The following is a 26,609-nucleotide window of genomic DNA, read 5'->3' on the forward strand; positions in this document are numbered from 1 at the left end:
TGCACTTCCTAAACGGCAGCGCCATAGTCGGTCCAAAACGAGTGAGGACAAGATGGCCCAGACAGACAAACCTTTCGACGGCGCGATTACCAAGTTTTTTGAACAAGACGCGCCCCAATCCATCCGCGATGCCATCAGAGACGGCAAGAAGAACGAAATCCTCAACCCCGATTATGCCTATGACAGACGTATGAACAAAGGCGACTATGAGGAAACGCTGGAGGATCTTCAGGTTGAACTGGTCAAGATGCAGGCTTGGGCTGCGGATACCGGCGCACGGGTTGCTGTGGTTTTTGAAGGGCGCGATGCGGCTGGCAAGGGCGGCACAATCAAACGGTTCCGCGAAAATCTGAACCCGCGGATTGCCAAAGTCATCGCCCTGCCCAAACCCTCGGACGAGGAACGCAGCCAGTGGTATTTCCAGCGCTACGTCAAACACCTGCCCTCTGCCGGACAGATCGTGCTGTTTGATCGAAGCTGGTATAACCGCGGTGTGGTGGAAAAGGTCTTTGGCTTTTGCACCGATGCCCAGCGGGACCATTTTTTCGCGCAGGTGAATGATTTTGAGTCCATGCTTGTGGATGACGGGGTGATCCTCGTGAAAATCTGGCTGACCGTGGGCCGCGCCGAACAATTGCGCCGGTTTCTGGATCGCGAAAGCGACCGGCTGAAACAGTGGAAACTGTCGGGCATAGATGTGACCGGCCTTTATAAATGGGACGAATACACCAAGGCGATTGTCGAAACCTTTGAGCGCTCCCACAGCGAGCATGCGCCCTGGACCGTGATCCGCTCGGACGACAAACGCCGCACCCGTCTGGCGGCGATCCGGCGTGTATTGTCCGAAATTCCTTATGACGGGCGGGACGACAGTATTGTGCAATCGCCTGATCCCAAAATCACCGGCGGGCCGGATATGTTGTTGTAATCGCTCAAATGTTCGCGCCGTTGATCTCGACCATTTCACGGCGGTGCACCTTGCTGCACCGCTATCCCCGCTTGAACCGGCGCAATCTAGTCGCTATCTCCCTTCGGAACTTCACAAAAAGGCAGCGCAGGATTTGGCCCGCAAAGGATACCATCACGGCAATCTGAAAGAGGCTTTGGTCGAGGCGGCAATTGCCCTGATCGAAGAAAAAGGCCCGACCGGATTTACGATGGCAGAGGCGGCAAAACAGGCCAATGTCTCTGCCGCCGCCCCCTATCGGCATTTTTCCGGCCGAGAGGAGATCATCGCGGAAATCGCGCGGCAAGGGTTCGGGATCTTTGCCGATCTGATGGCGTTTGCCTATCAAAAAGGCCAACCCTCCGCCCTCTCCGCGTTTGAATCGACGGGCCGCGCCTATCTTGCCTTTGCCCGTAAATATCCCGGCTATTATATTGCCATGTTCGAAAGCGGCGTTCAGATCAACGCCAATGCGGAACTGGCTACCGTGGCCAACCGCGCAATGAACGTGCTGACACAGGCGGCGGAAGACCTCTGCGCGCACCTGCCTGCCGACAAACGCCCGCCCGCAAGTATGATCAGCCACCACGTCTGGGCGCTGTGTCACGGGATGGTGGAACTGTTCGCACGGGGCGAGCCGGGCACCCGGTCCCCGTTTTCCGCCGAAGACCTGCTGGAAAGCAGCATGGGCATATACCTGCGCGGTCTGGGTGTGTTGGACAAGGATTAGCCTCGCCCCTTGCTGCCCAAAGGCTTAGGGAGCGCTTTTTTGCAAAAAATTTCGCCCCGCCCTTGAAAATCCGCTCCGAGCTCCAAAATATGTAAATGTAATTAACATTCACATTACACAACTCGAAAGGACACTCCTTATGGCAACGCCCTTAAACTGGTTTTCCACCACCGAAAGCTGGCTCGATGATCGGGGCAGAGGGGCATGGCTGGCCGCTATGATTCTCGGCTTTATCATTTTCTGGCCCCTCGGGCTGGCAATCCTCTTTTACATGATGTGGAGCAATCGTATGTCAGGTTCATTCTTCTGTAGCCGTTCAACCAAACCCGCCACCCGCCGCATGACCAACACGCAGTCGTCCGGTAACGCAGCCTTCGACGCCTACCGCGACGATACGTTGAAGCGGTTGGAGGATGAACAAAACGCTTTCCAAAGCTTTCTGCAACGTCTGCGGGATGCCAAAGACAAGACAGAGTTCGACCAGTTCATGAACGAACGGGCCCGCGATGTGGCTGCACCGGCTTCACCCGAACCCAAAACCGTGTAAACCTGCGCGGGAACCGAGACTCCTTGACACTGCGTTGCTCTTGCAAAAGAGCAGCGCACCCCACATATGAGCGATCATGCACACGACCCATCATCCCGACCCCCGACTCGATACACAGTTTTACGACGGCGTTCCGGCCAAACGGCTTGTAGCCTGGGTGCTGGACCTGATCGTTGTGATCGGCATCTGTCTGGCCTGCATTATTGCAAGCCTCGGGCTGATGGCGTTTTTCATCCCCCTTCTCGCTCTGGCGGCGAACTTTTGCTACCGCAGCTTCTGCCTGCACAAATGGTCGGCAACCCTTGGCATGCGGGCCTTGGGGATTGAGGTGCGCAACACAAACGGCGACCGTCTGACCACGACGCAGGCCCTGTTCCATACCGGCCTGTTTATCTTCATTTTTATGTCGGTTCTGGGCATTTTCGCCAATATCCTGTCGATCCTGTTGAACGACAAAGGACAGGCGCTACATGATTTGCTGCTTGGAACAGTTGTTATAAATTGTCCGGCAGATTGACACCGACCCCGTCAGAATAGCGGGTTGCAAAATTATGCGGTCCCGCGCTAGGCTCTGTTTTGGACCGCTGCCCAAGGAACTGTTATGCGCCATACGCTGCCACTGGCACCCCAGTTTTACGTGACCGCACCACAGCCCTGTCCCTATCTGGACGGCAGGGTTGAACGCAAACTCTTTACAGCTCTGCAAGGGGATCACGCCTCGGTGCTGAACGACGCCCTGTCCAAACAGGGGTTCCGCCGGTCGCAAAACGTGCTCTACCGCCCGTCCTGTGCGGAATGTAACGCCTGCCTGTCTGCCCGTATCCGCGTGGAGGATTTCAAACCGCGCCGCAGTCACCGCCGGATTTTGAATCGCAACAGGGATCTGTCCCGCCAGGCCACCAGCCCGTGGGCCACAGAGGAACAGTTTGACCTGTTCCGCACCTATCTTGGCGCGCGTCACGCGGATGGCGGAATGGCGGATATGGATGTGTTTGAATTTGCCTCCATGATTGAAGAAACGCCCGTGCGCAGCCGTGTTGTGGAATACCACAGCCCGCCCACCGGACGGCAAAACCGGCGGGAACTGACAGCGGTTTGTCTGACCGATGTGCTGGAGGATGGCCTGTCGCTGGTCTACAGCTTCTTTGACCCCGATCTGCATGCCCGTTCGCTTGGCACTTATATGATCCTCGATCACATCGAAATCGCACGGGAAGCCGGCCTGCCCTATATTTATCTCGGCTATTGGGTGCCGGGCAGCCCGAAGATGCAATACAAAGCCAGTTTCGGCGCGCTTGAGATTTTCATGAACGGCGAGTGGCAGACTCTCGACAAGCCGGAAGAGTTTGAACTCGACACTCATCCGCTTGCTCAAGACCCCATCCCCGAGCAAGTGGCCGGAATCGATCTGCCGGATGCGCTGACAAAATCCTGAGCACAGATGCTTCGGACCGTCTATCCTGTGATTCAGTGATAAACGGCTATGCGCCAGACTCTGCGCAAAGCCACATCAGTTGTGCTCCGTAACCCTGTGAAAACATTGCCAATGCCCTGAAACAAGAAAAGCGGCCCCGAAGGACCGCTTTATCTGTATCAGACCGTTTGGGGTGGCGCGGTTGACGGGGCTCGAACCCGCGACCTCCGGCGTGACAGGCCGGCACTCTAACCAACTGAGCTACAACCGCACGAGGTACATACATACCGAGGCGTTTGCCTTCCCAAGCGTTTCAGTGGCGCGGTTGACGGGGCTCGAACCCGCGACCTCCGGCGTGACAGGCCGGCACTCTAACCAGCTGAGCTACAACCGCGTACTGAATCTGCGCCCTACAGCGTAAGGCGTGAGCGGGGTTTTAGGGGGCTATGTTTACCCCGTCAAGCGCTTCTGCACCCAAGTTTGATATATTCTTCGAGAAAGATTTTCGCGCGCCCGTTTTCCCCTTGTTTTGTGCCTTTTCGATCTGCCCCTTTCCCCGCACGAAGGGTCGTTAATCCCCTAGACACAGATGTCCGGCCCTGCTTTGAGGGTGGCACGCCGTAATTCAAGGGCCACCCAATGCCAAAATCCCGCGCCACCCTGTTGATCCTGCTCGGAGCCACCGCCATGAGCCTTGCCGCCCTGTGTGTGCGGTTGATTGAACAGGCGGACGGGTTTCAGATTCTCGCCTACCGTTCGGTAACACTGGCGGGGATGATTGCTGTCATGGCGTGTTTGCGACGACGAATCGGCCCGCTGCGGTTTCTGGCGACGCTGGATCGCAAGGATTGGGCGCTGGGGGCGATTCTGTCGCTTGCCTTTACCTTTTATATTTTTGCACTGCTGAACACCTCTGTCGCCTCTGCCTTGTTCATCCTTGCATCATCCCCGTTGTTTGCCACCCTGCTCGCTTGGGGGTGGTTGGGGGAGCGCCCGCGCCCGCTGGTGTGTGGCATCATTGTGGTCGCGGTGTTGGGAATCGCGCTGATGGCCGGAGAGGGACTCGCCCTCGGGCAGACGCTCGGCAATCTTTTCGCCCTCAGCTCTGCCGCATTCTTTGCCTTGATGCTGGTCACGGCGCGGGCGGGCGGCAAAGAGGATGTGCTGGGGGGGACATTTCTGGGCGGCGTGCTGGCGGGTCTGCTCGCCGCTGGATGCGCATTCCTGCTTGGCGACGGGTTGTCCATCCCGCTCCGCGATCTGGTGATCTGCGCGATCATGGGGGCGTTTACCATTGGCGTTGGCATCGGGCTTGTCACATGGGGCGCACCCTATGCCCCCGCCTCCGAAGTGTCCCTGCTGGTGCTGCTGGAATCCGTTCTGTCGCCTCTCTGGGTCTGGGGGCTTCTGGGGGAGGCGATGACCGCGCGGGAGATCCTCGGGGGGGCTGTGGTCATGGCCGCTGTCGCCACGCTTGCGGTATTATCGGCGCGATCGGGAACACAGGCCTGACTGTTGTGCCAATGCGCCAAAAAAATTGTTATCTTTCATTTGTGTTAAAATGAATTCCCTTTCGTTTGGTTAACCGTGTAAAGCTCGGCCCAACCCGCAGATCTATTCTAGTATTTCTAAGTAACTTGTGCCGAGACCGACCATGACGACCCTGCTTTCCCAATGCCTGCGTATAGATCTTGGTATTCCCGCCGTACAATTCATCCTCGCAACCTCGCTTGTTGTAGCAGCGCTGGCCTTTTGGATCCGTGGCCATCGCAGTTTGCCGGGCAGTAAGTGGTTCATCCTCGGGATTGTATTTATGTTGTGGTGGCTCGCGACGGTCGGGTTTGAAATTTCCAGCGCAGGAAAATCCTGCAAGCTCTTTTGGGCCAAGGCCGCATGGCCCGGTATCGTCTTGTTACCGACCTTCTGGTCATTCTTCCTGTTCGAATACACCCTGTCGCGCCCGGTCCCCCGGCGCATCGTCGTCTTATGCAGCTTTGTCATGCCGGCATTTGTCTTTGCGCTGGCGGCCACCAATCCACTGCACGGGCTGTTCTATAGTGCGGGAACAACCCTGCGCACCGATGCAATATTTCCTTATGTTTACTATGAACACGGGCCGTATTTTTACTTTTCCATTGCCTATCTTTACGTCCTGACGATGGGCTGCACGCTGATTGCGGGGCGGGCCGCGCTTCGCGCTGATCCCTCGGTGCGCAGCTTTTTTGTCAAATTGTTTCTCACTACGATTATCCCGATCGTCAGCAATGTTCTGCACGTGGGTTTTGATTTTAAGATATTCGATGTGGACCCGACGCCGTTTTCCTTTGCGGTTTCGGTGATCCTGATTTTCTGGCTGATTACAGACCGACGCTGGATCGATATGAATGCCATCGCGCGGGATCTGTTTTTCTACAACTCCCGCGATCTGGTCTTTGTGCTGGATCGTGACGGCACTTTGCACAATACCAATCAATCGGCGCGGGATTTCATCACCCGTTATGACCAGACCCTGAAAACCCCGCCTCAGGACTTGCCCGCTTTTGGTCCGGTGTTCCGCCAGTTGATCGACCGGACCACCCTGCCGGAGAACGTGGATATTCCCCATGATGGCAAGCATTTCGTCGCGCGGGCCTATCCGATTGCCTTGGGACAGGGACAGCCGCTGCTGGGCTGGGCAGTGGCCTTTGTTGACATCACCACCCAGAAACAGACCGCAGATCGGGCCATTGCCGCGGAGCGTTCTCAGGCACAGTTTCTGGCCACTGTCAGCCATGAATTGCGCACCCCGCTGACCGCGATTAACGGTTCCTTGTCGCTGCTGACCAACAGCAAGGCTAAAATCTCGGACACGCAAGCGGATAGCCTGATGCGGTTGATGACCAAAAACGCGGCATCGCTGGCCGCCTTGGTGAATGATTTGCTCGACACGCAGGCGCTGGCCAGTTCGGACTTCAATCTCAACAGAGAAGCTGGCGACCTTCAGGAAATCCTCGGGGACGCGATTGCAAGCATGGCGACCTTTCTGCCCGAGAAGAACGTCACGCTGGCCTATAGCCCGCTTGATCCGCCGGTGCCGGTTTTTGCCGATAGCGTCCGCATCCGGCAAGTGATTGTTAACGTGTTATCCAACGCAATGAAATTCTCGGACAGTGGCACAGAAGTAGGGATTTCCCTGAAAACCACAGCTGACACGGCGACGATTTTCATCAAAGACAATGGCCGTGGCATTCCCCCGAACTCTGAAGATAAAGTGTTCGGCCGTTTCTCGCAGATTGCCGAGGGCGATGAGCGCAAGATCACCGGAAGCGGTCTGGGGATGCACATCTCCCGTCAGATCATGCTGCAACATGGCGGTACGATCACCTACGAAAGCACGCTTGGCGCAGGCACGACCTTTGCGATTTCCATACCGCTTGATCAGGCTGCCTGATCCGCAAACGGCTGGTCCATCCGCTTAGCCAACGGGTTTGGCGCAATATAGCCCATGCAGGGTTTCGAGCACCGCCGCAGCCTCTGCGCTGGTCAGACTGTAGTAAATCGTCTGCCCGCTGCGGCGTCCTTCCACCAGCCCCGCCTCTTTCAACCGCTTGAGTTGTTGGGACATTTTGGGCTGTGACACATCACAGGCCTGCGCCAGATCCCCGACCGACCGCTCCCCTTCTACCAGACGGCAGAGAATTTGCAGACGCGCCTCTGACGCCAACATCGCCATCAGATTTGCCGCGCCTTGAATGTCACCGTCCAGAAAGTCGTCAGGAATATTCATATGCACCTCATTGAATATACGTTAGGATGAATATATAGAATCAACAGAATCGGACAAGCCCAAAAGCTATGTGTCCCGAAAAAGGAGTTTGACTATGGAAACGGAATTCACCCCATGGCTGTCATTGGGCGGCGGTATGATGATCGGGGCCTCTGCGGTTTTGCTGATGGCTACGAATGGCCGGATCGCCGGGATCAGTGGATTGACCTCAAGCATTTTTGCCCGCTCCACCGACGGAGAAGCACGCGGCGTCTCGGCGTTATTCGTGCTGGGTCTGCTGCTGGCAGCGCCGATCTGGGTGCTGGTTTCGGGCAGTTGGCCCGAGCAATGGGTGCCATCCAGCCCGCTGTTAATGACCGTGGCCGGCCTGCTGGTCGGCTTTGGCGCGGCCTATGGCAACGGGTGCACCTCGGGTCATGGGGTATGTGGCATCAGCCGCGGGTCTGCCCGTTCCATTCTTGCCACCCTCACCTTCATGGCCACAGCCTTCCTGACCGTTCTGGTTTCACGTCACATCATAGGGGGCTGATATGAAACAGATATTTGCATTACTGTCCGGCCTGATCTTTGGCTTTGGCCTGATTGTTTCAGGCATGTCCGATCCTGCCAAAGTCCTGAACTTTCTGGACCTCTTCGGCACGTGGGACCCCAGCCTAGCCTTTGTGATGGGGGGCGCCATTGCGGTGACAACACCGGGATTTTACTGGCTCACCCGTCAGCGCAACCAGCCGTTGTTTCACACCAAATTTCACATCCCGACCCGATCCGACATCGACGCCAAACTGCTTGGCGGTGCGGCGATCTTTGGTGTTGGCTGGGGATTGGGCGGCTTTTGCCCCGGCCCTGCCCTGACCTCTCTGCCGATTATGGCAAGCGGCACCCTGATTTTTGTCCCTTTCATGCTGATCGGTATGTGGCTGGCGCGGAATACGCCCGATCTGGGCCGCGCCAAACAGCAAGGGGCGCGCTCATGACCGACCCGCTCAACACCCCCGTGGTGCGCCACGCGCCATCAAACGGGCCAACCAGTCCGGACGTTTGGGGCATTTACGAACCCGATACCGGATCCATCCAGTATATTTGCGCCGACCCGAAAACGCGCAAGGCTGCGCTGATTGATGTGGTGTGGAACTTTGACCCCAAGAACTATCGGTTTAGCACGCAGAGCATGGATCAAGTGCTTGATATTGTGAAAGAAAACGGCCTGAGTGTGGAGTGGGTGCTCGACACCCATCCCCATGCGGATCACGTCATGGCCTCGGCCCAGTTAAAGGCGCGGACCGGTGCCCCCAACGCCATTGGCGCATTGGTGCCGGATATTGCGGCGATTTGGGCGGATCTTTACAACCTGCCGGATGCGTTTGAACCAACGCGGGATTTCGACCGGCTGTTTGCCGAAGGGGAACGGTTTTCCATTGGCGAACTGGAGGTCGAGGTTATGCTGTCGCCCGGCCACACACTCGGGTCCGTCAGTTATGTCTGCGGCGATGCAGCCTTTGTACATGACACGCTGATGCAACCGGATGCGGGAACCTCGCGCTCTGACTTTCCGGGCGGTGACACGGCTGCTTTATGGGATTCAATCCAGAGCATTCTGGCCCTGCCCGCCGAAACGCGGCTTTTTATCGGCCATGATTACGGCACGAAAGAGCGCAAAGAACCCATGTGGGAAGCAACCGTTGCACAGCATAAGGCGCAGAACATCCATGTGAAAGACGGCACCAAGCGTGAGGATTATATCGAACGCCGCCAGACCCGAGATGCCACGCTGTCCTTGCCGATGCGTATCCTTGCGGCCTTGCAGATAAACCTGCGGGGCGGACGGTTGCCGCCGGTTGAAAACGACGGCAATGCCTATCTGAAATTGCCGGTAAACCGCTTCGATTAAGCCCGCCAACCCCGTGATGCGGTGCGGCTGCAGGCCGCCCGCCCCTCCCCGTGAACCGGACACAGTATGATGACCCAGAATTTATTTTCCCGATACCTGCCGATCCTTGACTGGGGTCGGCGTTATGACCGCGATCGGTTTGTCGGGGACATCGTGGCGGCTGTTATTGTGACGGTCATGCTGATCCCCCAGTCGCTGGCCTATGCGCTGCTGGCCGGTTTACCACCAGAGGCGGGGCTATATGCCTCTATCGCGCCAATCCTGCTTTATGCGGTCTTTGGCACCTCGCGGGTGCTTGCGGTCGGGCCGGTCGCTGTGGTCTCGCTCATGACGGCGGCGGCGGTGGGAAACATCGTGGACAGCGGCACGGCGGGGTATATCGCTGCAGCGCTGACGCTGGCGTTTCTGTCTGGCCTGATGCTTCTGACGCTGGGGGTGTTGCGGCTGGGATTTCTGGCGAATTTCCTGTCCCATCCGGTGATCGCAGGGTTTATCACTGCCAGCGGCATCCTGATCGCTGCCAGCCAGTTGCGTCATATTCTGGGGGTCGAGGCCAAAGGCCACACATTGATCGACATTTCGACAAGCCTGTGGTCCAATCTTTACGCCGCCAATCCGATCACCATACTTCTAGGCATAAGCGCCACCGCCTTTCTGTTCTGGGTGCGTAGCGGCTTGAAACCCCTGCTGGAGAAAACCGGCCTGCCGCCGCTGCTGGTGGACATCGGGGTAAAAACCGGTCCGGTGCTTGCCATTGTTGCCACAACCCTGTCGGTTTGGGGATTTGAACTGGCCGATCGGGGCGTGGCCATTGTCGGGGTTGTGCCCCAAAGCCTGCCGCCGCTGACCCTACCCTCGTTTTCGCCGGATCTGATCTCGCAACTGCTGGTTCCCGCCCTGCTGATCTCGATCATCGGCTTTGTCGAGAGCATCTCTGTCGCCCAAACCCTTGCGGCCAAGAAACGCCAGCGGATTGATCCGGATCAGGAACTTATCGGCCTTGGCGCAGCGAATATCGGGGCCTCTTTGACGGGCGGCTTTCCGGTGACGGGCGGATTTTCCCGCTCTGTTGTGAATTACGATGCAGGGGCGAAAACGCCGGCTGCGGGGGCATTCACCGCAATCGGTCTGATGCTGGCAGCGCTGTTTCTTACGCCGCTGATCCACTATCTGCCCAAAGCCACCCTTGCCGCGACCATCATCGTCGCAGTGCTGAGCCTTGTGGATTTCTCGATCCTCAAACGGGCATGGGCCTTTAGCCGCGCGGATTTTGCCGCTGTTGCTGCAACGATCCTGCTGACCCTTTTGCTGGGCGTAGAGGTCGGCGTCACCGCCGGTGTCCTGACGTCAATCCTGATCCACCTTTACAAGACCTCGCGTCCGCACATGGCGGTTGTAGGCCGCGTTCCCGGCACCGAGCATTTTCGCAACGTCCGTCGGCACACCGTAGAAACCCAGCCCCATGTGCTCTCGCTTCGGGTGGATGAGAGCCTCTACTTCCCGAACGCGCGGTTTCTGGAAGACCAGCTCTCCCGCTATGCGGCTGACGTAGAGGAACTCACCGATGTTGTCCTGCTGTTTACGGCTGTGAACGAAGTGGACCTATCCGCGTTGGAATCGCTTGAGGCAATCAACACCCGACTGCGGGAATCCGGCATCCGCCTGCATCTGAGCGAAGTCAAAGGTCCGGTGATGGATCGTCTGAAACGCAGCCATTTTCTAGATGAGTTAACCGGCGAGATTTTCCTCAGCCCGCACGAAGCGGTTCAAACCCTAGACAAATCATCGGCCACAACCGCCTGAGGTATTTCGTCAAAGGGGGCAAGCAGATGCGCTACCTCGTCGCGCAACCAGATATGGGCGGGGCTGGCAGAATGACGGCGGTGCCAGACCATGATGATCTGCGTAATATCAATCGGCATCGGGGGGCGGTAGACCGCTAGATTTGCCGCCGGAGCAATGCGTCTGGCAAAGGCCGTTGGCAATAGCGCGATCAGATCAGAGCCAGCCACCGCGCGGTAAACCCCTGAAAACACGGGCATTGTCATGACCACACGGCGCGTCCGTCCAATTTTCGCCAAAGCCGCATCGCCCATCCCCCGGATATTTCCCTGCGTGGAAAACAACACATGCCCGAGGTCGCAATAGAGGTCGATTGGAACCACCGCGCCCGGCTGCACCCCTGCCTGTTCAAACTGCGGATGCCCGTTGCGGGCAATGACCGAAAAACCGGATCGGAACATCTCGCGGCTTTCGGCCCAGTCCGGCAAGGCAATGCGGGGCAGAAGTGCGACGTCAATCTCGTGTTCCTCTATCATGTTGATGTCACTGTCCTGCACAAAGTCCACCAGATGTACGCGCATGGCAGAGGCAACGGATTGCAGCCGCTCTGCAAGGCTTGGCATCAGCATCTCAGCGAAAAAATCACTCCCCGATATTTTGAAATTGCGTTCCGAGCGGGTGGGATCAAAGCGCGCCCCTCCCTGTAGCAGGGTTTCCATCTCGTCCAGCAGGTTGCGCAGCGGGGTCTCCAGTGATTTGGCGAACTGGGTCGGTGCCAGCCCCTGCCCCTGCCGGAAAAACAACTTATCCCCCAAGGCGAGCCGCAGCCGGCCAAGCGCTGCGGAAACAGCCGGTTGAGACAACCCCACCAGTCGGGCCGCCCGCACGGTGGAATTTGTGCGCAGCAGCGCGTCGAGCACCCGCAGCAGGTTCAGGTCGAAGTTGGATAAATTCACCATGTAAATAATATATATATTATTAAACGATTTTTCATATGCCGTGATTTTTACTAGATTATAGTCGATAAAAGCATTTTTTTCGGTCTGACGGTATTTTCCCATCATTTTACCCCCGTCAGAACCTCAGTCAATTTTCAACGCCCTGTGGACAGCCAGCGCGACCGCGGGGCCCGTCAAAGGAGATTTATCATGCGCGGCGTTTCTCTTGGGTTTCTGGTTCTTGCCATTCTTTCGGCGGTTTGCGGGATGGTTTGGGGCATTGTAATGTCTGCTACGGCGGATCATTCGCTTGCGCCCGCCCATGCTCATCTCAACCTGCTTGGTTGGGTGACGATGGCGATTTTCGCGTTTTACTACCACCTTGTCCCCAGCGCGGCTGAAGGCGTGTTGCCCCGTGTCCACCTTGGCCTTGCTGCGGCCGGATTGGTCGGCATTGTACCGGGCATTGTCATGGCATTGCAGGGACAGGGCGACGGATTGGCCAAGATCGGTTCAATCCTGACCTTGCTGTCGATGGTGGTGTTTCTTGTGGCCGTGCTGCGCGACAGGCGCCAAGGCTATTCGCAACCGGCACAATAACGCGGGACAACGGGTCGGACAAACTGCGGCTTAGCCTGTCGCTAATCAGGTGTTTGGAAAAGACAGCTTCAAAAGCGGGATAATCTGCCCCATGCTCGGGGCGCAACCCCAATCAAGGACGTTCGCCGTGAAAGATGCAGCCCGCGAGTTGAAGGAAAATGTTTCTCTGGCCTTTGAAAAGGCCCGTGCCATGCCGCCATCGGTTTACACCTCCGAAGCGTTTCTGGAGCAGGAACTCTCGGCCATTTTTGCCAAGGACTGGTTTTGTGTCGGGCGGGCCGATGCCCTGTCAAACCGTGGCGATTACACCACGCTAGAGCTTGCCGGGCAGCCCATCATTGTTTTGCGCGACCGTGAGGGTGCATTAAAGGCCATGTCCAACGTCTGCCGCCACCGTATGTCCACCTTGCTAGAGGGCAGCGGCAACACCCGCAGCATTGTCTGCCCCTATCACGCATGGACCTACAATCTTGACGGTTCCCTGCGCGGTGCACCCGCGATGACGCGAAACGAGGATTTTTGCAAATCGGATTATAAACTGCCCGAAGTGCGCTGTCAGGAATGGCTCGGCTGGGTGTTTGTCACCCTGAACCCCGACGCACCGGATGTGGCCGTGCAACTGGCCCCGGTGCAAGAACTGATCAGGGATTACAATATGACCGGCTACACCCAGACCTTCTTTGAAACCCATCGCTGGAACACCAACTGGAAGGTGCTGGCCGAGAATTTCATGGAAAGCTATCACCTGCCGGTCTGTCACGCGGGGACCATTGGTGGCCTGTCAAAACTGGATGAAATGATCTGCCCGCCCGGTGAAGAGACATTTAATTACCACACAATACTGAAGGATGACTCGCTGCGCATCGCTATGGCCCATCCATCGAACACCCGGATGACCGGAGAGCGGCGGCGCACGACCTTTTTGCTGGCGATCTACCCCAGCCTGCTGATCACCCTGACGCCCGGATATTTCTGGTATCTCTCCCTGCATCCCGACGGGGTCGATCACGTCCGCATCAGCTTTGGCGGTGGCATGTCCGATGATTATGCCAATGATCCGGACGCGCAGGAGAATTTCGTCGCGTTGAAAAAACTGCTTGATGACGTGAATACAGAGGACAAGGGCTGTACCGAAAAAGTCTACAAAGGGCTATCGTCCCACGGGGCAACCCCGGGACATCTGTCCCATCTGGAACGGCCGAATTACGAATTCGCTCAGTACATCAATCGCCGGATAGAGGCCGCAGCAGGCTGAGCCTTTGGCGCTAAACGCCAAGAGATCAGGCAGCTTGCGCCTTGTACGGCATCCGGAAGGTAAAGGTAGTTGTCCCGTCTGCACATTGCAGGTCGATCAGCCCGTCATGGGCCGCCGCAATCGTAGACGCGATATAGAGCCCAAGCCCGAGCCCCTCTCCCCGTGCGTGACTGCCACGGCGGAAGGGGTGGAACAGATCCTGTCGCAAATCCTCGGGCACGGGTTCTCCCTGATTGGAGACGCTGATCGCAATCCCCGACGCATCGCACACGCCATGCAGCTTTATCGGCGTTCCGGGTGTTCCGTGGCGCACTGCATTGGACAACAGATTTGAAATCGCCTGCGCAACACGTGGGGCATCGCAGAACAAAGGCCGGTCAAAAGACAACACAAGCTCTACGTCTTGCGTGGTCGCCGCGCGGATTTCCTCAACGATTTGGGTCAGGGATTGGGCCAGCGGCGCATCCGCGGTCGCTTCGATCTGGATACCGCCCCCCAGACGGGCCTTCGCGTGCATCATGATATTGTCGATCAGATCGCCCATACGCAGCAGCGATGCTTCCATCACCGGCACCAGTTTGCGCGCATCATCAGGCAGCGGCTGTTTGGCAAGCAGGCGGAAACCGGACTGCAACGCCGCCACCGGATTGCGCAGGTCATGGCCAAGCACCGCAACGAATTCATCCTGAATCCGCGCCAATTCCCGTTCCTGTTCCACCAGCTTTTCCTGCGTCTCCAGACGTTCTTCGGTTTCAAGGCTCTTGCCGATGGCGTCTGCAAACATTTCCAGCATCGCAACCACACGCGGGTGTTTGACATTGCGCGGCACCGTATCAATCGCACAGAGCGTGCCAAAGAAACTGCCGTCACTGCGGTGAATGGGAATCGAGGCGTAGCTGACGATGCCGAATTGGGCGGCAATCGGATGGTTGAGATAGACCGCATCCGTGGCCACATCGTTAAACAGAACCATCTCGGAGGTGTCCCGCACCGTCTGGCAAAAGGTTGACTGGATCTCGATCTCGTCCCCCGCGGCCAGCCCGAAGTTCACCTCGTCCACCGTGCGACAGGCCACCCAGCGTTCATTGGTGACGCGGGCAACCGCGGCAAAGCGCATATTTGTGGCCAGCATCACGGTTTCGAGAATCGTGCCCACAAGATCACTTCCGGCGAGCTTCAGGATGTCTTCCTGAAAGTCATGTTCACCATCCAGAAAGGCTGCATGGTCCTGTATGACGGCCTGTCGCAGTTTAGCGTCACTCATGATGCCCTCCGGCAATGATCAATTGTCGAATTTGACCCAAGCGCGTGGCGTAATCGGACCAATTCCCGCGAAGGTTGCCGAGCCAATATGGCAAAGGACTAACAATGTGCAAGACTTTCGCAACGACAATTCGCAAAAACCCGCAACTGGGGCGGCTTTAACAAGCCCGCAGGATTAAACAACCACCCCCAAAGCGCAATCGGCGGAAATATGTCATAGACTGCCCCCAAACGCACAAAGCCCCCGCGATGCAGGGGCTTTTGTTGGTAGTGCTAAAGGTAAATGGTGGGTCGTGAGAGGCTCGAACTCCCGACATCTTCGGTGTAAACGAAGCGCTCTACCAACTGAGCTAACGACCCGATAGCGGCCTTTTAATCGGCGTTTCCGGGGTCTGCAAGAGAAGAATTACCTTCTTCGTCATCTTTTTTGTCAGACTTCGGATTTTGCAGCATAACCTTATGAATTAGCTTGGCATTTTCACCCTCGCCCCGTGCGATACTGCGGATTTTCCCCAGTGGCGGCACTTGCAGGTCGTGGCCTTCGCTCAGGCATTTGTGGAAATAGGCCAGAGTCGCATCAACCGCTTCGCGCACTTCGCGTTTGCGCAGGCCGGTGGTAACGGTCACGTGGTTGTAAATATCCTTCTTGCGAATCTTTCCATCAAATTCCGCGGCCTCTGCCACCGTCTCTACCACGGTTTCTGAATCGCCGGTTTCGATCATCTCTGCGTCCGTCAGGTCTTGGGTCGATGTCTTCGGAGTTGCCACGCTGTTGCCTCGTTTATTTGCAAAATGGGTATTGGATTGCTTTGGGGAAGTATTGGGCCAAATCACCAGCGCCACAACCATTAATACGGTTGTGGCGCCAGAATGTTTTCAAATCGTCGTGCCGCTTAATGGGCGACGGTCGGTTTGTCCCCGTCCGATGCCCCTTTCAGGGCTGCGGCTGCGGCGGCTTCTTCCGCGGCCTCGTCCCATTCGATGGCCTCAGGCTCGCGTACGAGGGCGTGTTTAATCACCTCGCGCACTGTGCCCACCGGAATGATCTCCAGCCCTGCCTTCACGTTGTCAGGGATTTCCGGCAGATCCTTCTGGTTGTCTTTGGGGATAAGAACCGTTTTGATCCCGCCCCGCAGCGCCGCCAGAAGTTTTTCCTTCAACCCGCCAATCGGCAAGACATTCCCGCGCAACGTGACCTCGCCAGTCATGGCGATGTCCTTGCGAACCGGAATCTGTGTCAGCACCGACACGATAGATGTCACCATGCCAACACCGGCGGAAGGACCGTCCTTCGGGGTTGCCCCTTCGGGAACGTGAACGTGGATGTCGATCTTCTCGAACTCAGTCGGTTTCACACCCACATCAGGGCTGATCGAGCGCACGAAAGAGCTGGCCGCGTCGATGCTTTCTTTCATCACATCGCCAAGCTTACCCGTGGTCTTCATCCGCCCTTTGCCGGGCAGTTTCAGCGCTTCAATCGACAGCAGTTCCCCGCCCACAGATGTCCAGGCCAGTCCGGTGACAACACCCACCTGATCCTCTTCTTCTGCCAGACCGTATTTGAACCGTTTGACCCCCAGAAATTCTTCCAGATTGTCTTTGGTCACAACTACAGCCTTTTCAGCACCTTTGACGATCTGGGTCAGGGCCTTACGGCAGAGTTTTGCCAGTTCCCGTTCCAGATTACGCACGCCCGCTTCACGGGTGTAGGTGCGCACGATGTCGAGCAGCGCGGCGTCTTGAACTTCAAACTCGCCCTTGCGCAGGCCGTGATTCTTGATCTGCTTGTTGATCAGATGCTGCTTGGCAATCTCGGTCTTTTCGTCCTCGGTGTAGCCGGACAGCGGAATGATCTCCATACGGTCCAAAAGCGGGCCGGGCATGTTGTAGCTGTTCGCCGTGGTCAGGAACATCACGTTCGAGAGGTCATACTCCACTTCCATATAGTGATCGGTAAAGCTGGCGTTTTGCTCCGGATCGAGCACTTCAAGCATGGCAGAGGCCGGATCACCACGGAAGTCCTGACCCATCTTGTCGATTTCATCGAGCAGGATCAGCGGGTTCGTGGTTTTCGCCTTTTTCATGGCCTGAATGATCTTACCGGGCATAGAGCCGATGTAGGTCCGACGGTGGCCGCGAATTTCGCTTTCGTCGCGCACACCCCCAAGGGAAATGCGGATGAACTCACGCCCTGTCGCCTTGGCCACGGATTTACCCAGCGAGGTTTTACCCACGCCCGGAGGACCGACGAGACAGAGGATCGGGCCTTTCAGCTTGGCGCTACGTTGCTGCACCGCAAGATATTCGACGATCCGTTCCTTGACCTTCTCCAGACCGTAGTGATCCGCATCAAGCACGTCCTGTGCTTTGTTCAGGTCTTTTTTCACGCGGGATTTCACGCCCCACGGGATCGACAGCATCCAGTCGAGATAGTTGCGCACAACAGTGGCTTCGGCAGACATCGGAGACATCTGTTTCAGCTTTTTCAGCTCGCCTTCGGCTTTTTCCTTGGCTTCTTTGGACAATTTGGTTTCCGCGATGCGGCTTTCCAGTTCGGCCAGTTCGTCGCCGCCCTGCTCACCATCGCCCAGTTCCTGCTGGATCGCCTTCATCTGTTCGTTCAGATAGTATTCACGCTGGGTGCGCTCCATCTGGTTTTTGACGCGGGATTTGATCTTTTTCTCAACCTTGAGAACAGACATCTCGCCCTGCATCAGACCGAAGACCTTTTCCAGCCGCTCTGACAGGTCCAGTTCTTCCAGCAGTTCCTGCTTCTGGTCCACGCGCACGTTCAGGTGGCCCGCAATGGTATCGACCAGTTTCGCGGGGCTGTCGCTCTCGGCGGCGGCGCTCAGGGCTTCTTCGGGCACATTTTTGTTCAGCTTCGCATAGCGGTCGAATTCCTTGGCCACCGCATTGCCCAGAGCCTCAAGTGTTTCAGGCTCGCGTACGGATTCATCAAGGATGTCAGCGTTGGCTTCAAAATAGTCCGGATTGTCCAGATACTCGGTAATGCGCACACGCTCACGGCCTTCGACGAGCACTTTCACAGTGCCATCGGGCAGTTTGAGCAGTTGCAGAACCGATGCCAGAACGCCGGTTTCATAGATACTATCTTCGCTTGGCTCGTCCTCGGAGGGGTCGATCTGGCTGGACAGAAGGATTTCCTTATTGTCGGCCATCACCGCTTCGAGTGCGCGAACCGATTTTTCACGTCCAACGAAAAGTGGAACGATCATGTGTGGAAACACCACGATGTCGCGCAGGGGAAGTACTGGGTAGGAAACGCTGCTCGCGTTGGTCATGTTATCGTCCTTTAATTAGCAAGAAGCATCAGGCCCCGGATCACCAGCAACACACCGCTTCTTCTGTTATCGGTCTTGTATGTGGTATCTGATAGCAGGATCGTCAAGCACCGCCGAATTTATTGGAAACCATTCTGACGCGATGTGATAAGGCGTGCAAGTACACAGGCGCGAAAAACTCCGTTTCTTAAAGCTATCTATTGCAGCAGTGTATGGCACTGCCTAGTATTAAAGGCATATCTGGAATTTTCCGGCTTACAAGCTGTGCCACGCCATTACCGCAATCCAAAAGAGGCCTGTATTGTATTATCTAATTTATCAAAGTTCGGCCCTGATTCCGCGCAACTCTGGTGAACATGACGCCATTCTTATTGCAAGCTATCGTTGCAACAAACGGGATGACATCACAGGCTTTCTCCACCGCGAGCAGGATTACTTCGTGCAATATCTCGAAGGGCCGAAAGACAAGATCATGGACCTGATGGGCCGTTTGGAAAAAGACTGGCGGCACGAGAATATTGACGTGCTCGACGAGGGAAAACTGAACATGCGGCGGCTGCCGGACTGGCAGATGGGCATGGTAGAGCAAGGCACCTTTGCCATCAGCGACCTACTTGAAATCGAGGATACAAAGCTTGCCATCAAATCCGCCGATCCGTTTGATCTGGTGGTGTTTATGGTGGCAAACGCGGGCCTGCTGCGCCAGATATTTGAGCCGGGAACAGATGTGACATAAACCACGGCTTTCCCCGTGACAGGTCCGCCTGAAAGCTTCCTAATCTAGAGAATCTCCAGATCGCCCTCTGCCCGACGGGCATGAAAGCGGGTCACAAAATCGTCAAGCGTCCCGCCGGCAATTGCCCCCCGCAGCCCTGCCATCAGTTCCTGATAGTAATGCAGGTTGTGCCACGTCAGCAGCATGGAACCGATGATCTCTTGGGATTTAATCACATGGTGCAGATAGGCGCGGGAATAGTTTGCGCAGGCCGGACAGGAGCATTCCGCATCCAAAGGGCGCGGATCATCCTTGTGGCGGGCGTTGCGCAGATTAATCGCGCCCATACGGGTTTGCGCCTGCCCGGTACGTCCCGAACGGCTCGGCAATACGCAGTCGAACATGTCCACCCCGCGCTGCACCGCGCCGACAATGTCATCCGGCTTGCCCACGCCCATCAGATAGCGGGGTTTATCCTCGGGCAGTTGACCGGGCGCATAATCGAGACAGCCAAACATTGCCTCCTGCCCCTCCCCGACTGCCAGACCGCCGATGGCATAACCGTCAAATTCTATGCTGCGCAGGGCCTCGGCGCTTTGGGCCCGCAAGTCTTCTTCCAGACCGCCCTGCTGGATGCCGAACAGCGCATAGCCCGGACGATCCCCGAAGGCATCCCGCGAGCGCTGCGCCCATCGCATGGAAAGCTGCATGCTTTCCTCAATCCGTTTGCGATCCGCAGGCAGCGCGGGGCATTCGTCGAAACACATAACAATGTCGCTGCCCAGCAGCTTCTGGATTTCCATAGAGCGTTCCGGCGTCAGATTATGTTCCGACCCGTCAATATGGCTGCGGAACTTCACGCCTTCTTCGGTCAGCTTGCGCAAATCAGTCAGGCTCATGACCTGAAATCCGCCACTGTCTGTCAGGATCGGACGGTCCCAATTCATAAAGCGGTGCAACCCGCCGAGATTGTGAATCCGTTCCGCACCCGGACGCAACATCAGGTGGTAGGTATTGCCCAGCAGAATATCCGCTCCGGTCGCGCGGACGTTCTCGGGCATCATCGCCTTGACGGTGGCCGCCGTGCCGACGGGCATGAAGGCGGGCGTGCGAATTTCACCCTTGGGTGTTGACACAACACCTGTGCGGGCGCGACCTTGGCGGGCGGATATGGAAAAACCGAATGTGTTAGACATAGCGCCCCTCTACCGCTATGGCCCGTAATTTCAAGCGTAAAGTGACAGTCAGGCAGGGGACAAAAGATGGCAGAAGAAGAAAACACCACCGACACACCGTTCGTTCTGGGCTGGGAAGAATGGCTTTCCCTGCCCGATCTCGGCCTGCCTGCGCTAAAGGCCAAAGTGGACACCGGCGCGCGGACCTCTGCCCTGCACGCCTTTAATATCGAAAAATTCGGCACGACCACGCGCCCGAGGGTACGCTTTGGCATTAACCCGATCCCCGAACGCGACGACATAGAGGTAATCTGTTCGGCCGATGTGATCGACCAGCGCGAAGTCACCAGTTCCAACGGAGAGCGGGAATCCCGCATTGTGATCGCAACCAACGTGCGGTTTGGCGACCAGTCCTGGCCCATCGAGGTCACTCTGACCGACCGCAAGAACATGGCCTACCGGATGCTTCTGGGGCGCCAGGCGTTTCCCTCCGGCACCACGATTAATCCAACCGAAGGGTTCAACCAGCCGGAACTGTCGTTTGATTTGTACAAGAAAACGCTGACAAACGTGCCAAAACGCCCCTTGCGTATCGCAATTCTGACAAGAGAGCCGAACAATTATTCCACCCGCCGACTGATCGAAGAGGCGGAATCCCGCGATCATGTGATCGAAACCATCGACACCACGCGCTGCTATATGAACATCCGCACCACAGCACCCGAGGTCCATTACGACGGCAAGATCCTGCCCCGCTATGATGCGATCATCCCGCGCATCGGTGCCTCGATCACGTCCTACGGCACCGCTGTGGTGCGCCAGTTTGAAACTATCGGCACCTATTGTGTGAACGGCTCTGACGGGATCACCTCCAGTCGGGACAAACTGCACGCGCACCAGATCCTTGCCAGCTACAAGATCGGCACGCCGACGACGGCTTTTGCCTCTTCTCCGAAAGACACGCAGAACCTGATTTCCATCGCAGGCTCCACGCCGCTGATCGTGAAACTGCTGGAAAGCACCCAAGGCAAAGGCGTTGTTCTGGCGGAGACCCAAAAAGCGGCGGAAAGCGTGATTTCCGCCTTTCGCGGTCTGAAAGCGGATTTTCTGGTGCAGCATTTTGTTAAGGAGGCCGCCGGAGAAGACGTGCGTTGTCTGGTGATCGGCGGCAAGGTGGTTGCTGCCATCCGGCGCAAGGCCGCCGCCGGTGAATTCCGCTCCAACCTGCATCAGGGCGGTGTGGCCGAACCGGTCAAGATCACCAAAGCCGAGCGGGAAACCGCGATCAAGGCTGCGCGGGCGATGAAACTGAATTTTGCCGGCGTCGATCTTTTGCGCTCTTCAGAGGGACCGAAAGTTCTGGAAGTGAACTCTTCACCGGGGCTGGAAGGCATCGAAAAAGCCAGCCAGCGCAATGTAGCAGGCAAGCTGATGGACCATATTGAACGCAGCGTGCGCCCGACCCGCACCCGCAAGTCCCTGTAACCGCGCCTTAAATCCGCGTCGCCCAAGTGGATCGGCGCGGGGCGGAATCGCCGCAGGGAAGCTATCCTTGCAATCTGGACACCCAGACTTAGATTCCATATAAGAACCGTCAGGAATAAAAAAGCAGGCCCGTTGCCATGAACGCCGAAAATCCCCATCTCGAAGGTCAACCACTGATCAAGCCGTCCACAACGGACCATCCGTTGCACGAGGCCATCACCGAGGCATGTCGCACTGTGCATGACCCTGAAATTCCGGTGAACATCTTTGATCTGGGCCTGATCTACACCATCGAAATCGACGATGCAGGCGTTGTGGACATCCTGATGACACTGACAGCACCGGGGTGTCCGGTTGCCGGTGAAATGCCCGGATGGGTTGAAGATGCCGTGATGGCTGTTCCCGGCGTGCAGACTGCGAATGTGCAGCTGGTCTGGGAGCCTCAGTGGGGCATGGATATGATGTCCGACGAAGCGCGGCTTGAACTGGGCTTTATGTAACTTTTCGACAGGTTCACATAAAATTTACACCGTATGAGATGCCCTGTCACACTTGGCCCGCACATAGGCGGCACCAGTGAATACAGGAGACATCAATGCTGCGTATAACGACACTCGCCTTATCCCTCGTGCCCGCGATTGCAGCGGCACAATCCATACAACTCGGCCCCCGCCCCGCTTATCTGATTGACCAGATGGCAGAGGGTGCGCTGAAATCCAAGCTGCAATCCTGCGCCGGAATGGATTTCCAGAAGCATGATTTCTCTATCGGCCACCGCGGTGCGCCGCTGATGTTCCCCGAACATACGAACGAATCCTACAAAGCCGCCGCGCTGATGGGGGCTGGAATTGTTGAATGTGACGTGACATTTACCGCCGATCAGGAACTGGTCTGCCGCCACGCCCAGAACGATATGCATACCACAACAAACATCGTCGCCACCGATCTTGGCAGCAAATGCACCACACCCTTTGCACCAGCCAATGGCGATGACGCAGCACAGGCCGAGTGCCGCGCGTCAGACATCACACTGGCCGAGTTCAAAACCCTGAATGCGAAAATGGACGGGGCCAACAAAAAGGCCACCACAGCGCTGGAATATCTCGACGGAACCGCTGGCTGGCGCACGGATCTCTATGCCACCAAAGGCACGCTGATGACCCACGCCGAATCCATTGCTCTGATGCAGGAATTGGGCGTGAAATTCACTCCGGAACTGAAAGCCCCTTCGGTTGAAATGCCCTTCAACGGCTTCACTCAAGAAGACTACGCGCAGAAGATGATCGACGAATACAAAGCGGCAGGCGTTCCGGCTTCGGATGTCTGGGCCCAGTCCTTTAACCTGAGCGATGTGCTCTACTGGATTGAAAACGAACCGGAATTTGGCAAGCAGGCGGTATATCTGGACGACCGCTACGAAGCCCATGATGACGACGAGGGCCTGATCGACCCGAATGATCCGGCCACGTTCAAGCCGACAATGGCCGAGCTGAAAGAGATGGGCGTAAACTATATCGCCCCGCCGATCTGGATGCTGCTGACCCTGAAAGACGGTCAGGTTGTGCCAAGCGTATACGCCAAGGAAGCCAAAGCCGCAGACCTGAAAATCATTGCATGGTCGCTCGAACGTTCCGGCCCGCTGGCCAATGGCGGCGGCTGGTATTTCAAATCCGTCAAGGATGCGACAACCAGTGACGGCATGTACTTTGAGGCTCTTGATGTTCTGGCACAACAGGTCGGGATCGAAGGCATGTTCTCCGACTGGCCTGCAACCACGACTTACTATGCAAACTGCATGGAATTGAACAGCCCGAGCTGATCCCCTGCCCGACTGTCACAGGATCTTTGCCGTTTCGCACAGTCGCGTTACCAATGCGCCCCGCAGTCCGCTGCGGGGTTCTCTTTTAGGGCAGCAGCCCCTATATTAGACCCGTAACAAGCTTCGAAAGACTGACATGTTTGGAATTCCGGGAAAACAGGCTGTGTCGATCACCGACAAAGCCGCAGCGCAAATCGTCAAACTGATGAATGCAGGCGACAAAAAAGGCCTGCGCATCGGCGTGAAGAAGGGCGGCTGTGCGGGTATGGAATACACGATGGAATACGTGGACGAAGTGGACCCGATGGACGAAGTGGTGGAACAGGAAGGTGCCCGCGTGATGATCGCACCAATGGCCCAAATGTTCCTGTTCGGCACGGAAATCGACTATGAGGTTTCCTTGCTGGAAGCGGGTTTCAAGTTCAACAACCCCAATGTTACCGAGGCCTGCGGCTGCGGCGAATCCATCAAATTCGACGGCATGTAGAGCCGCGCCCTGTCGGGCGGTTTTTTGTCCCATTCTGCATAAGGCGGACGCCAATACCCTTGGTGTCCCGCTGCTTTTGCGGTAAATGATCCCGAAATGCCCGTGCAAAGGGGCGCAAATTCAACGGGATGGGACGCAACGACATGCCTAAAAAACTCGCCGCCGGTAACTGGAAAATGAATGGTCTGCGTCAGGCTCTGGACGAGGTCCGAGCCCTGCACGATGCCTGCCCCGATGCGGCCTGTGACATTGTCATCTGCCCCCCTGCCACACTGATCCGGTCTATGGTTAAGGTCTGCGATGACATGCAGATCGAAGTGGGCGGTCAGGACTGCCACGAAAATTCCGCCGGTGCCCATACCGGCGATATTTCCGCCCCGATGCTGGCGGATACGGGTGCCAGCTATGTGATCCTCGGCCATTCCGAACGGCGGGCCACTTATGGTGAAACCGATGCGCTGGTACGGGCCAAAACCCTTGCTGCATGGGACTCCGGTCTGACTGCGATTGTGTGCATCGGGGAAACGCTGGAGCAGCGCGAGGCGGGTCAAACCCTAGAGGTCGTCGGACGCCAGTTGCAGGAGTCCACACCCGATGGTGCGAGCCCCGAAACCCTTGTGATCGCCTATGAGCCTGTTTGGGCCATTGGCACCGGCAAGACCCCGACACTGGAGGAAATTGGCGAGGTTCACGGATTTATCCGCGAGGCGCTGGTTAAACGGTTCGGGCCCGAGGCGCAGGACATGCGGATCGTCTATGGCGGTTCCATGAACCCGAAGAACGCCCGCGATATTGCCGGAATTGCCAATGTGGACGGCGGGCTGGTGGGCGGCGCCTCTTTGAAGGCATCGGATTTTTACCACATCGTAAAAGCACTCGACGGCTGATCCTCATCCAATCAGGCGAGAGTCGCTTCCGGTCTGTGTTTCGTAATAGTCCTGCAGCCGTTGCAATGCGATGCGCAGGACGATCTTGCCTGATCGCGCCGACCAGCCGAGCTTTTTCTCTGCCGTTTCCAATCCTTCGAGAAAGCAGCAGCAGCGCAGGGCAATGTCATCCAGCCCCGGCCCGAGCGCAGTCAGCGCAGCGCTCAGCCGGTCCTGTGCGGCATTGGAACCGCCGGCGTTGCTGTTAAAACTGCCCCGCTGCCCGCCGGTCAGAAAACGATCCCAGTTCTGCCCGACACGCGGTCCCATTTGCGCCAGTTCAAAGTCCTCTCGCAGACGATCCCCCGCCGCAATCAGTTCTCCGTTCAGGAAAGGACGACCGGATCGGTCCTTTTTGCGCCCGAGTACGGTTAACGGGCTTTCGCGCAGATTAACGCGTTTGCGCTCCATCCCGCGGTCGGGGTCGTGGATCACCCGCTCCCCCCATTCTTTGTGTTGCTCGCTGTAAACGGTCGCAGATTCGCCAGCTCCGCTTTGCGGCCTGCCACGGATCGTATCCTGCGCAATGGCGCGTTTCAACGCCGCCCGCCCCGCTTCGGTGATTTCATAAAGCGAAATCCGGCCGGTTTTCACGCAGCGCAGCCAGTCTTTGATCACGGAAGATCCGGCAAGATGGGCGTTCACAACCGCTGTCCGGCTTTGGGTTTTGTCGGGATTGGTGCGCATCACCATCGCCTTTTTCAACCCTTTGGACACCACCAGTTGCGCTCCGGACTCTCCCAGCCGCCGCAGCAGGGTCTTTTCCCCGTCCGTCAGGGTTTCAGGTCCCGTCCCCGATCCCGCAGGCCGGAGCGGTTCGACCCGTTTCTCCCCCCGCACCACGGCGCTGTTAAGGTATTGGTCAAGCACCGGATCATCCCGCATGGTTTCGATCTTGCGGATGCGACGCATGATGGTGGACGGATGCACATTCTTGTCCTGTGCGATTGAACGGATGCTCTCTCCGTTAACCACATGGGCCAGATAGCTGGCTGCGGCTTCTTCGAGGTTTCCTCGTGGTTTTACTGTCTCTGTCTGTTTGTGTTGTCTCTGCATTCGCTTGGATTCCATGTTTTGCTTACCCTGAAATAGCGAGGGCTTAAGCCACTAGGGGTTGATTTGTTGAAAACTTAGTTAAAGTTATCCACAAAACACAGCTATTGTTTCCAAACGATAAATTCAGGTTTACCCACCGCTCTGTGAAATCCGTTTCGCGCAACGGTTGTTTCTTTGTGGTTAAGCAAGGTGTGAAAGGAATTTATTATGACCGAATCACACCAAATATTAAGCAATTTGCGCCGCCCGAAGATCCTGATCAGTGCGGCCCGATTGGGGCTGGCCCATTACCGGCGCGACGCAGATCTGCGCTCTATTACAGGCAGCAACCGCACACCCGACCGCGCCTTCGCAATTGAAACGCTCTTGCGTCACGAGGCCTTGCTGGAATCCGAACGTAAGGACGGTGCGGCAAGTTACAGCATCCAGAAACACATCCGCGTGTTAACGGCATTGTTGGGCGAGTTCCGTCTGCCGCTGCCCGATCTCAGGGTCGTCAAACCCAACTGATC

Annotated in this window: 27 protein-coding genes and 3 tRNA genes; 20 read left to right on the forward strand and 10 right to left on the reverse strand. The window is 56.9% G+C overall.

The window, feature by feature from the left end; translation table 11 throughout:
• Nucleotides 1-52: 52 nt before the first annotated feature.
• The 5 genes from ppk2 to BFV97_RS05720 all read left to right on the forward strand — a co-directional run bounded on the left by ppk2 (nt 53) and on the right by BFV97_RS05720 (nt 3,658).
• Nucleotides 53-928, forward strand: coding sequence for a polyphosphate kinase 2 (gene ppk2 / locus BFV97_RS05700; RefSeq protein ID WP_069299373.1), 876 nt, complete (start codon nt 53-55; stop codon nt 926-928).
• Between the two features lie 133 nt (nt 929-1,061).
• Nucleotides 1,062-1,676 carry a TetR/AcrR family transcriptional regulator gene (locus BFV97_RS05705; protein ID WP_069299374.1) on the forward strand — a complete coding sequence of 205 codons (615 nt, stop codon included), beginning with the start codon at nt 1,062-1,064 and terminating at the stop codon, nt 1,674-1,676.
• A gap of 139 nt (nt 1,677-1,815) precedes the next feature.
• Complete coding sequence (locus BFV97_RS05710) at nt 1,816-2,223, forward strand: DUF2852 domain-containing protein (RefSeq protein ID WP_069299375.1); 408 nt, start codon at nt 1,816-1,818, stop codon at nt 2,221-2,223.
• Between the two features lie 76 nt (nt 2,224-2,299).
• Nucleotides 2,300-2,740 carry an RDD family protein gene (locus BFV97_RS05715; RefSeq protein ID WP_069299376.1) on the forward strand — a complete coding sequence of 147 codons (441 nt, stop codon included), beginning with the start codon at nt 2,300-2,302 and terminating at the stop codon, nt 2,738-2,740.
• A gap of 84 nt (nt 2,741-2,824) precedes the next feature.
• A complete protein-coding gene (locus BFV97_RS05720) occupies nt 2,825-3,658 on the forward strand; it encodes an arginyltransferase (protein ID WP_069299377.1) in 834 nt (277 codons plus the stop codon).
• Between the two features lie 173 nt (nt 3,659-3,831).
• Here the strand turns inward: BFV97_RS05720 and BFV97_RS05725 are convergent.
• A tRNA-Asp gene (locus BFV97_RS05725) sits at nt 3,832-3,908 on the reverse strand.
• Nucleotides 3,909-3,954: 46 nt separating this feature from the next.
• Nucleotides 3,955-4,031, reverse strand: a tRNA-Asp gene (locus tag BFV97_RS05730).
• A gap of 245 nt (nt 4,032-4,276) precedes the next feature.
• Between BFV97_RS05730 and BFV97_RS05735 the strand changes: the two genes are divergently transcribed.
• Complete coding sequence (locus BFV97_RS05735; RefSeq protein WP_069299378.1) at nt 4,277-5,149, forward strand: DMT family transporter; 873 nt, start codon at nt 4,277-4,279, stop codon at nt 5,147-5,149.
• A gap of 142 nt (nt 5,150-5,291) precedes the next feature.
• Nucleotides 5,292-7,067 carry a sensor histidine kinase gene (locus BFV97_RS05740; RefSeq protein WP_069299379.1) on the forward strand — a complete coding sequence of 592 codons (1,776 nt, stop codon included), beginning with the start codon at nt 5,292-5,294 and terminating at the stop codon, nt 7,065-7,067.
• Nucleotides 7,068-7,091: 24 nt separating this feature from the next.
• On the opposite strand, the gene BFV97_RS05745 is transcribed toward BFV97_RS05740, so the two are convergent.
• A complete protein-coding gene (locus tag BFV97_RS05745; protein ID WP_069299380.1) occupies nt 7,092-7,403 on the reverse strand; it encodes an ArsR/SmtB family transcription factor in 312 nt (103 codons plus the stop codon).
• Between the two features lie 70 nt (nt 7,404-7,473).
• On the opposite strand from BFV97_RS05745, the gene BFV97_RS05750 reads away from it, so the two are divergent.
• The 4 genes from BFV97_RS05750 to BFV97_RS05765 all read left to right on the forward strand — a co-directional run bounded on the left by BFV97_RS05750 (nt 7,474) and on the right by BFV97_RS05765 (nt 11,094).
• Nucleotides 7,474-7,932 carry a YeeE/YedE family protein gene (locus BFV97_RS05750; protein ID WP_281200938.1) on the forward strand — a complete coding sequence of 153 codons (459 nt, stop codon included), beginning with the start codon at nt 7,474-7,476 and terminating at the stop codon, nt 7,930-7,932.
• Nucleotide 7,933: 1 nt separating this feature from the next.
• Nucleotides 7,934-8,377, forward strand: coding sequence for a YeeE/YedE family protein (locus BFV97_RS05755; protein WP_069299382.1), 444 nt, complete (start codon nt 7,934-7,936; stop codon nt 8,375-8,377).
• Entirely contained in the window at nt 8,374-9,291 is a 918-nt protein-coding gene (locus tag BFV97_RS05760) for an MBL fold metallo-hydrolase (RefSeq protein WP_069299383.1), read from the forward strand. The genes BFV97_RS05755 and BFV97_RS05760 overlap by 4 nt, the downstream gene beginning before the upstream one ends.
• Nucleotides 9,292-9,360: 69 nt before the next feature.
• A complete protein-coding gene (locus BFV97_RS05765; protein ID WP_069299526.1) occupies nt 9,361-11,094 on the forward strand; it encodes a SulP family inorganic anion transporter in 1,734 nt (577 codons plus the stop codon).
• On the opposite strand, the gene BFV97_RS05770 is transcribed toward BFV97_RS05765, so the two are convergent.
• On the reverse strand, nt 11,058-12,032 hold the full coding sequence (locus tag BFV97_RS05770; RefSeq protein WP_245667598.1) for a LysR family transcriptional regulator: 975 nt from the start codon (nt 12,030-12,032) through the stop codon (nt 11,058-11,060). The two genes, BFV97_RS05765 and BFV97_RS05770, sit on opposite strands and share 37 nt — an antisense overlap.
• A gap of 189 nt (nt 12,033-12,221) precedes the next feature.
• Between BFV97_RS05770 and BFV97_RS05775 the strand changes: the two genes are divergently transcribed.
• Complete coding sequence (locus BFV97_RS05775; RefSeq protein WP_069299384.1) at nt 12,222-12,611, forward strand: hypothetical protein; 390 nt, start codon at nt 12,222-12,224, stop codon at nt 12,609-12,611.
• 190 nt (nt 12,612-12,801) lie between these two features.
• On the forward strand, nt 12,802-13,866 hold the full coding sequence (locus BFV97_RS05780) for an aromatic ring-hydroxylating oxygenase subunit alpha (protein WP_245667622.1): 1,065 nt from the start codon (nt 12,802-12,804) through the stop codon (nt 13,864-13,866).
• 25 nt (nt 13,867-13,891) lie between these two features.
• On the opposite strand, the gene BFV97_RS05785 is transcribed toward BFV97_RS05780, so the two are convergent.
• The 4 genes from BFV97_RS05785 to lon all read right to left on the reverse strand — a co-directional run bounded on the left by BFV97_RS05785 (nt 13,892) and on the right by lon (nt 18,434).
• Nucleotides 13,892-15,130: a GAF domain-containing sensor histidine kinase gene (locus BFV97_RS05785; protein ID WP_069299386.1), complete on the reverse strand. Its 1,239-nt coding sequence runs from the start codon at nt 15,128-15,130 to the stop codon at nt 13,892-13,894.
• Nucleotides 15,131-15,413: 283 nt separating this feature from the next.
• Nucleotides 15,414-15,489 (reverse strand) — tRNA-Val (locus tag BFV97_RS05790).
• A gap of 12 nt (nt 15,490-15,501) precedes the next feature.
• Entirely contained in the window at nt 15,502-15,897 is a 396-nt protein-coding gene (locus BFV97_RS05795) for an HU family DNA-binding protein (RefSeq protein ID WP_157888273.1), read from the reverse strand.
• A gap of 125 nt (nt 15,898-16,022) precedes the next feature.
• Complete coding sequence (lon, locus tag BFV97_RS05800; RefSeq protein WP_069299388.1) at nt 16,023-18,434, reverse strand: endopeptidase La; 2,412 nt, start codon at nt 18,432-18,434, stop codon at nt 16,023-16,025.
• Nucleotides 18,435-18,735: 301 nt separating this feature from the next.
• Between lon and BFV97_RS05805 the strand changes: the two genes are divergently transcribed.
• The gene (locus BFV97_RS05805; protein ID WP_069299389.1) at nt 18,736-19,170 is read left to right on the forward strand and encodes a BLUF domain-containing protein; all 435 of its coding nucleotides are present in this window, start codon (nt 18,736-18,738) and stop codon (nt 19,168-19,170) included.
• 44 nt (nt 19,171-19,214) lie between these two features.
• Here BFV97_RS05805 and tgt read toward each other — a convergent pair whose 3' ends face one another.
• Entirely contained in the window at nt 19,215-20,345 is a 1,131-nt protein-coding gene (gene tgt, locus BFV97_RS05810; RefSeq protein ID WP_069299390.1) for a tRNA guanosine(34) transglycosylase Tgt, read from the reverse strand.
• A 66-nt stretch (nt 20,346-20,411) separates the two neighbouring features.
• Here tgt and rimK point away from each other — a divergent pair, with 66 nt between their 5' ends.
• The 5 genes from rimK to tpiA all read left to right on the forward strand — a co-directional run bounded on the left by rimK (nt 20,412) and on the right by tpiA (nt 25,002).
• Complete coding sequence (gene rimK / locus BFV97_RS05815) at nt 20,412-21,809, forward strand: 30S ribosomal protein S6--L-glutamate ligase (protein ID WP_069299391.1); 1,398 nt, start codon at nt 20,412-20,414, stop codon at nt 21,807-21,809.
• Between the two features lie 137 nt (nt 21,810-21,946).
• Nucleotides 21,947-22,309 (forward strand): SUF system Fe-S cluster assembly protein, encoded by a 363-nt coding sequence (locus BFV97_RS05820; RefSeq protein WP_069299392.1) that lies wholly within the window; start codon nt 21,947-21,949, stop codon nt 22,307-22,309.
• 95 nt (nt 22,310-22,404) lie between these two features.
• Nucleotides 22,405-23,628 carry a glycerophosphodiester phosphodiesterase family protein gene (locus tag BFV97_RS05825; protein WP_172827901.1) on the forward strand — a complete coding sequence of 408 codons (1,224 nt, stop codon included), beginning with the start codon at nt 22,405-22,407 and terminating at the stop codon, nt 23,626-23,628.
• Nucleotides 23,629-23,764: 136 nt separating this feature from the next.
• Nucleotides 23,765-24,115 carry a HesB/IscA family protein gene (locus BFV97_RS05830; protein ID WP_069299393.1) on the forward strand — a complete coding sequence of 117 codons (351 nt, stop codon included), beginning with the start codon at nt 23,765-23,767 and terminating at the stop codon, nt 24,113-24,115.
• Nucleotides 24,116-24,258: 143 nt separating this feature from the next.
• The gene (gene tpiA, locus BFV97_RS05835; protein ID WP_069299529.1) at nt 24,259-25,002 is read left to right on the forward strand and encodes a triose-phosphate isomerase; all 744 of its coding nucleotides are present in this window, start codon (nt 24,259-24,261) and stop codon (nt 25,000-25,002) included.
• A gap of 3 nt (nt 25,003-25,005) precedes the next feature.
• Here tpiA and BFV97_RS05840 read toward each other — a convergent pair whose 3' ends face one another.
• A complete protein-coding gene (locus BFV97_RS05840; RefSeq protein ID WP_069299530.1) occupies nt 25,006-26,097 on the reverse strand; it encodes a DUF6456 domain-containing protein in 1,092 nt (363 codons plus the stop codon).
• A gap of 207 nt (nt 26,098-26,304) precedes the next feature.
• Here BFV97_RS05840 and BFV97_RS05845 point away from each other — a divergent pair, with 207 nt between their 5' ends.
• Entirely contained in the window at nt 26,305-26,607 is a 303-nt protein-coding gene (locus BFV97_RS05845; RefSeq protein WP_069299394.1) for a DUF6477 family protein, read from the forward strand.
• Nucleotides 26,608-26,609: the final 2 nt, after the last annotated feature.

Origin of the sequence: Neptunicoccus sediminis (assembly GCF_001719615.1) — a bacterium.
In the GTDB taxonomy this organism is placed as follows: domain Bacteria; phylum Pseudomonadota; class Alphaproteobacteria; order Rhodobacterales; family Rhodobacteraceae; genus Amylibacter; species Amylibacter sediminis.

Coding starts and splice junctions, on each gene's coding strand:
- BFV97_RS05820 (WP_069299392.1), top strand. CDS start 21,947: ATGAACGCCGAAAATCCCCATCTCGAAGGTCAACCACTGATCAAGCCG.
- BFV97_RS05735 (WP_069299378.1), top strand. CDS start 4,277: ATGCCAAAATCCCGCGCCACCCTGTTGATCCTGCTCGGAGCCACCGCC.
- BFV97_RS05830 (WP_069299393.1), top strand. CDS start 23,765: ATGTTTGGAATTCCGGGAAAACAGGCTGTGTCGATCACCGACAAAGCC.
- BFV97_RS05765 (WP_069299526.1), top strand. CDS start 9,361: ATGACCCAGAATTTATTTTCCCGATACCTGCCGATCCTTGACTGGGGT.
- BFV97_RS05745 (WP_069299380.1), bottom strand. CDS start 7,403: ATGAATATTCCTGACGACTTTCTGGACGGTGACATTCAAGGCGCGGCA.
- BFV97_RS05720 (WP_069299377.1), top strand. CDS start 2,825: ATGCGCCATACGCTGCCACTGGCACCCCAGTTTTACGTGACCGCACCA.
- BFV97_RS05840 (WP_069299530.1), bottom strand. CDS start 26,097: ATGCAGAGACAACACAAACAGACAGAGACAGTAAAACCACGAGGAAAC.
- BFV97_RS05845 (WP_069299394.1), top strand. CDS start 26,305: ATGACCGAATCACACCAAATATTAAGCAATTTGCGCCGCCCGAAGATC.
- BFV97_RS05710 (WP_069299375.1), top strand. CDS start 1,816: ATGGCAACGCCCTTAAACTGGTTTTCCACCACCGAAAGCTGGCTCGAT.
- BFV97_RS05825 (WP_172827901.1), top strand. CDS start 22,405: ATGCTGCGTATAACGACACTCGCCTTATCCCTCGTGCCCGCGATTGCA.
- BFV97_RS05775 (WP_069299384.1), top strand. CDS start 12,222: ATGCGCGGCGTTTCTCTTGGGTTTCTGGTTCTTGCCATTCTTTCGGCG.
- BFV97_RS05755 (WP_069299382.1), top strand. CDS start 7,934: ATGAAACAGATATTTGCATTACTGTCCGGCCTGATCTTTGGCTTTGGC.
- tpiA (WP_069299529.1), top strand. CDS start 24,259: ATGCCTAAAAAACTCGCCGCCGGTAACTGGAAAATGAATGGTCTGCGT.
- ppk2 (WP_069299373.1), top strand. CDS start 53: ATGGCCCAGACAGACAAACCTTTCGACGGCGCGATTACCAAGTTTTTT.
- BFV97_RS05780 (WP_245667622.1), top strand. CDS start 12,802: ATGCCGCCATCGGTTTACACCTCCGAAGCGTTTCTGGAGCAGGAACTC.
- BFV97_RS05760 (WP_069299383.1), top strand. CDS start 8,374: ATGACCGACCCGCTCAACACCCCCGTGGTGCGCCACGCGCCATCAAAC.
- BFV97_RS05715 (WP_069299376.1), top strand. CDS start 2,300: ATGCACACGACCCATCATCCCGACCCCCGACTCGATACACAGTTTTAC.
- BFV97_RS05770 (WP_245667598.1), bottom strand. CDS start 12,032: ATGGTGAATTTATCCAACTTCGACCTGAACCTGCTGCGGGTGCTCGAC.
- lon (WP_069299388.1), bottom strand. CDS start 18,434: ATGACCAACGCGAGCAGCGTTTCCTACCCAGTACTTCCCCTGCGCGAC.
- tgt (WP_069299390.1), bottom strand. CDS start 20,345: ATGTCTAACACATTCGGTTTTTCCATATCCGCCCGCCAAGGTCGCGCC.
- rimK (WP_069299391.1), top strand. CDS start 20,412: ATGGCAGAAGAAGAAAACACCACCGACACACCGTTCGTTCTGGGCTGG.
- BFV97_RS05785 (WP_069299386.1), bottom strand. CDS start 15,130: ATGAGTGACGCTAAACTGCGACAGGCCGTCATACAGGACCATGCAGCC.
- BFV97_RS05740 (WP_069299379.1), top strand. CDS start 5,292: ATGACGACCCTGCTTTCCCAATGCCTGCGTATAGATCTTGGTATTCCC.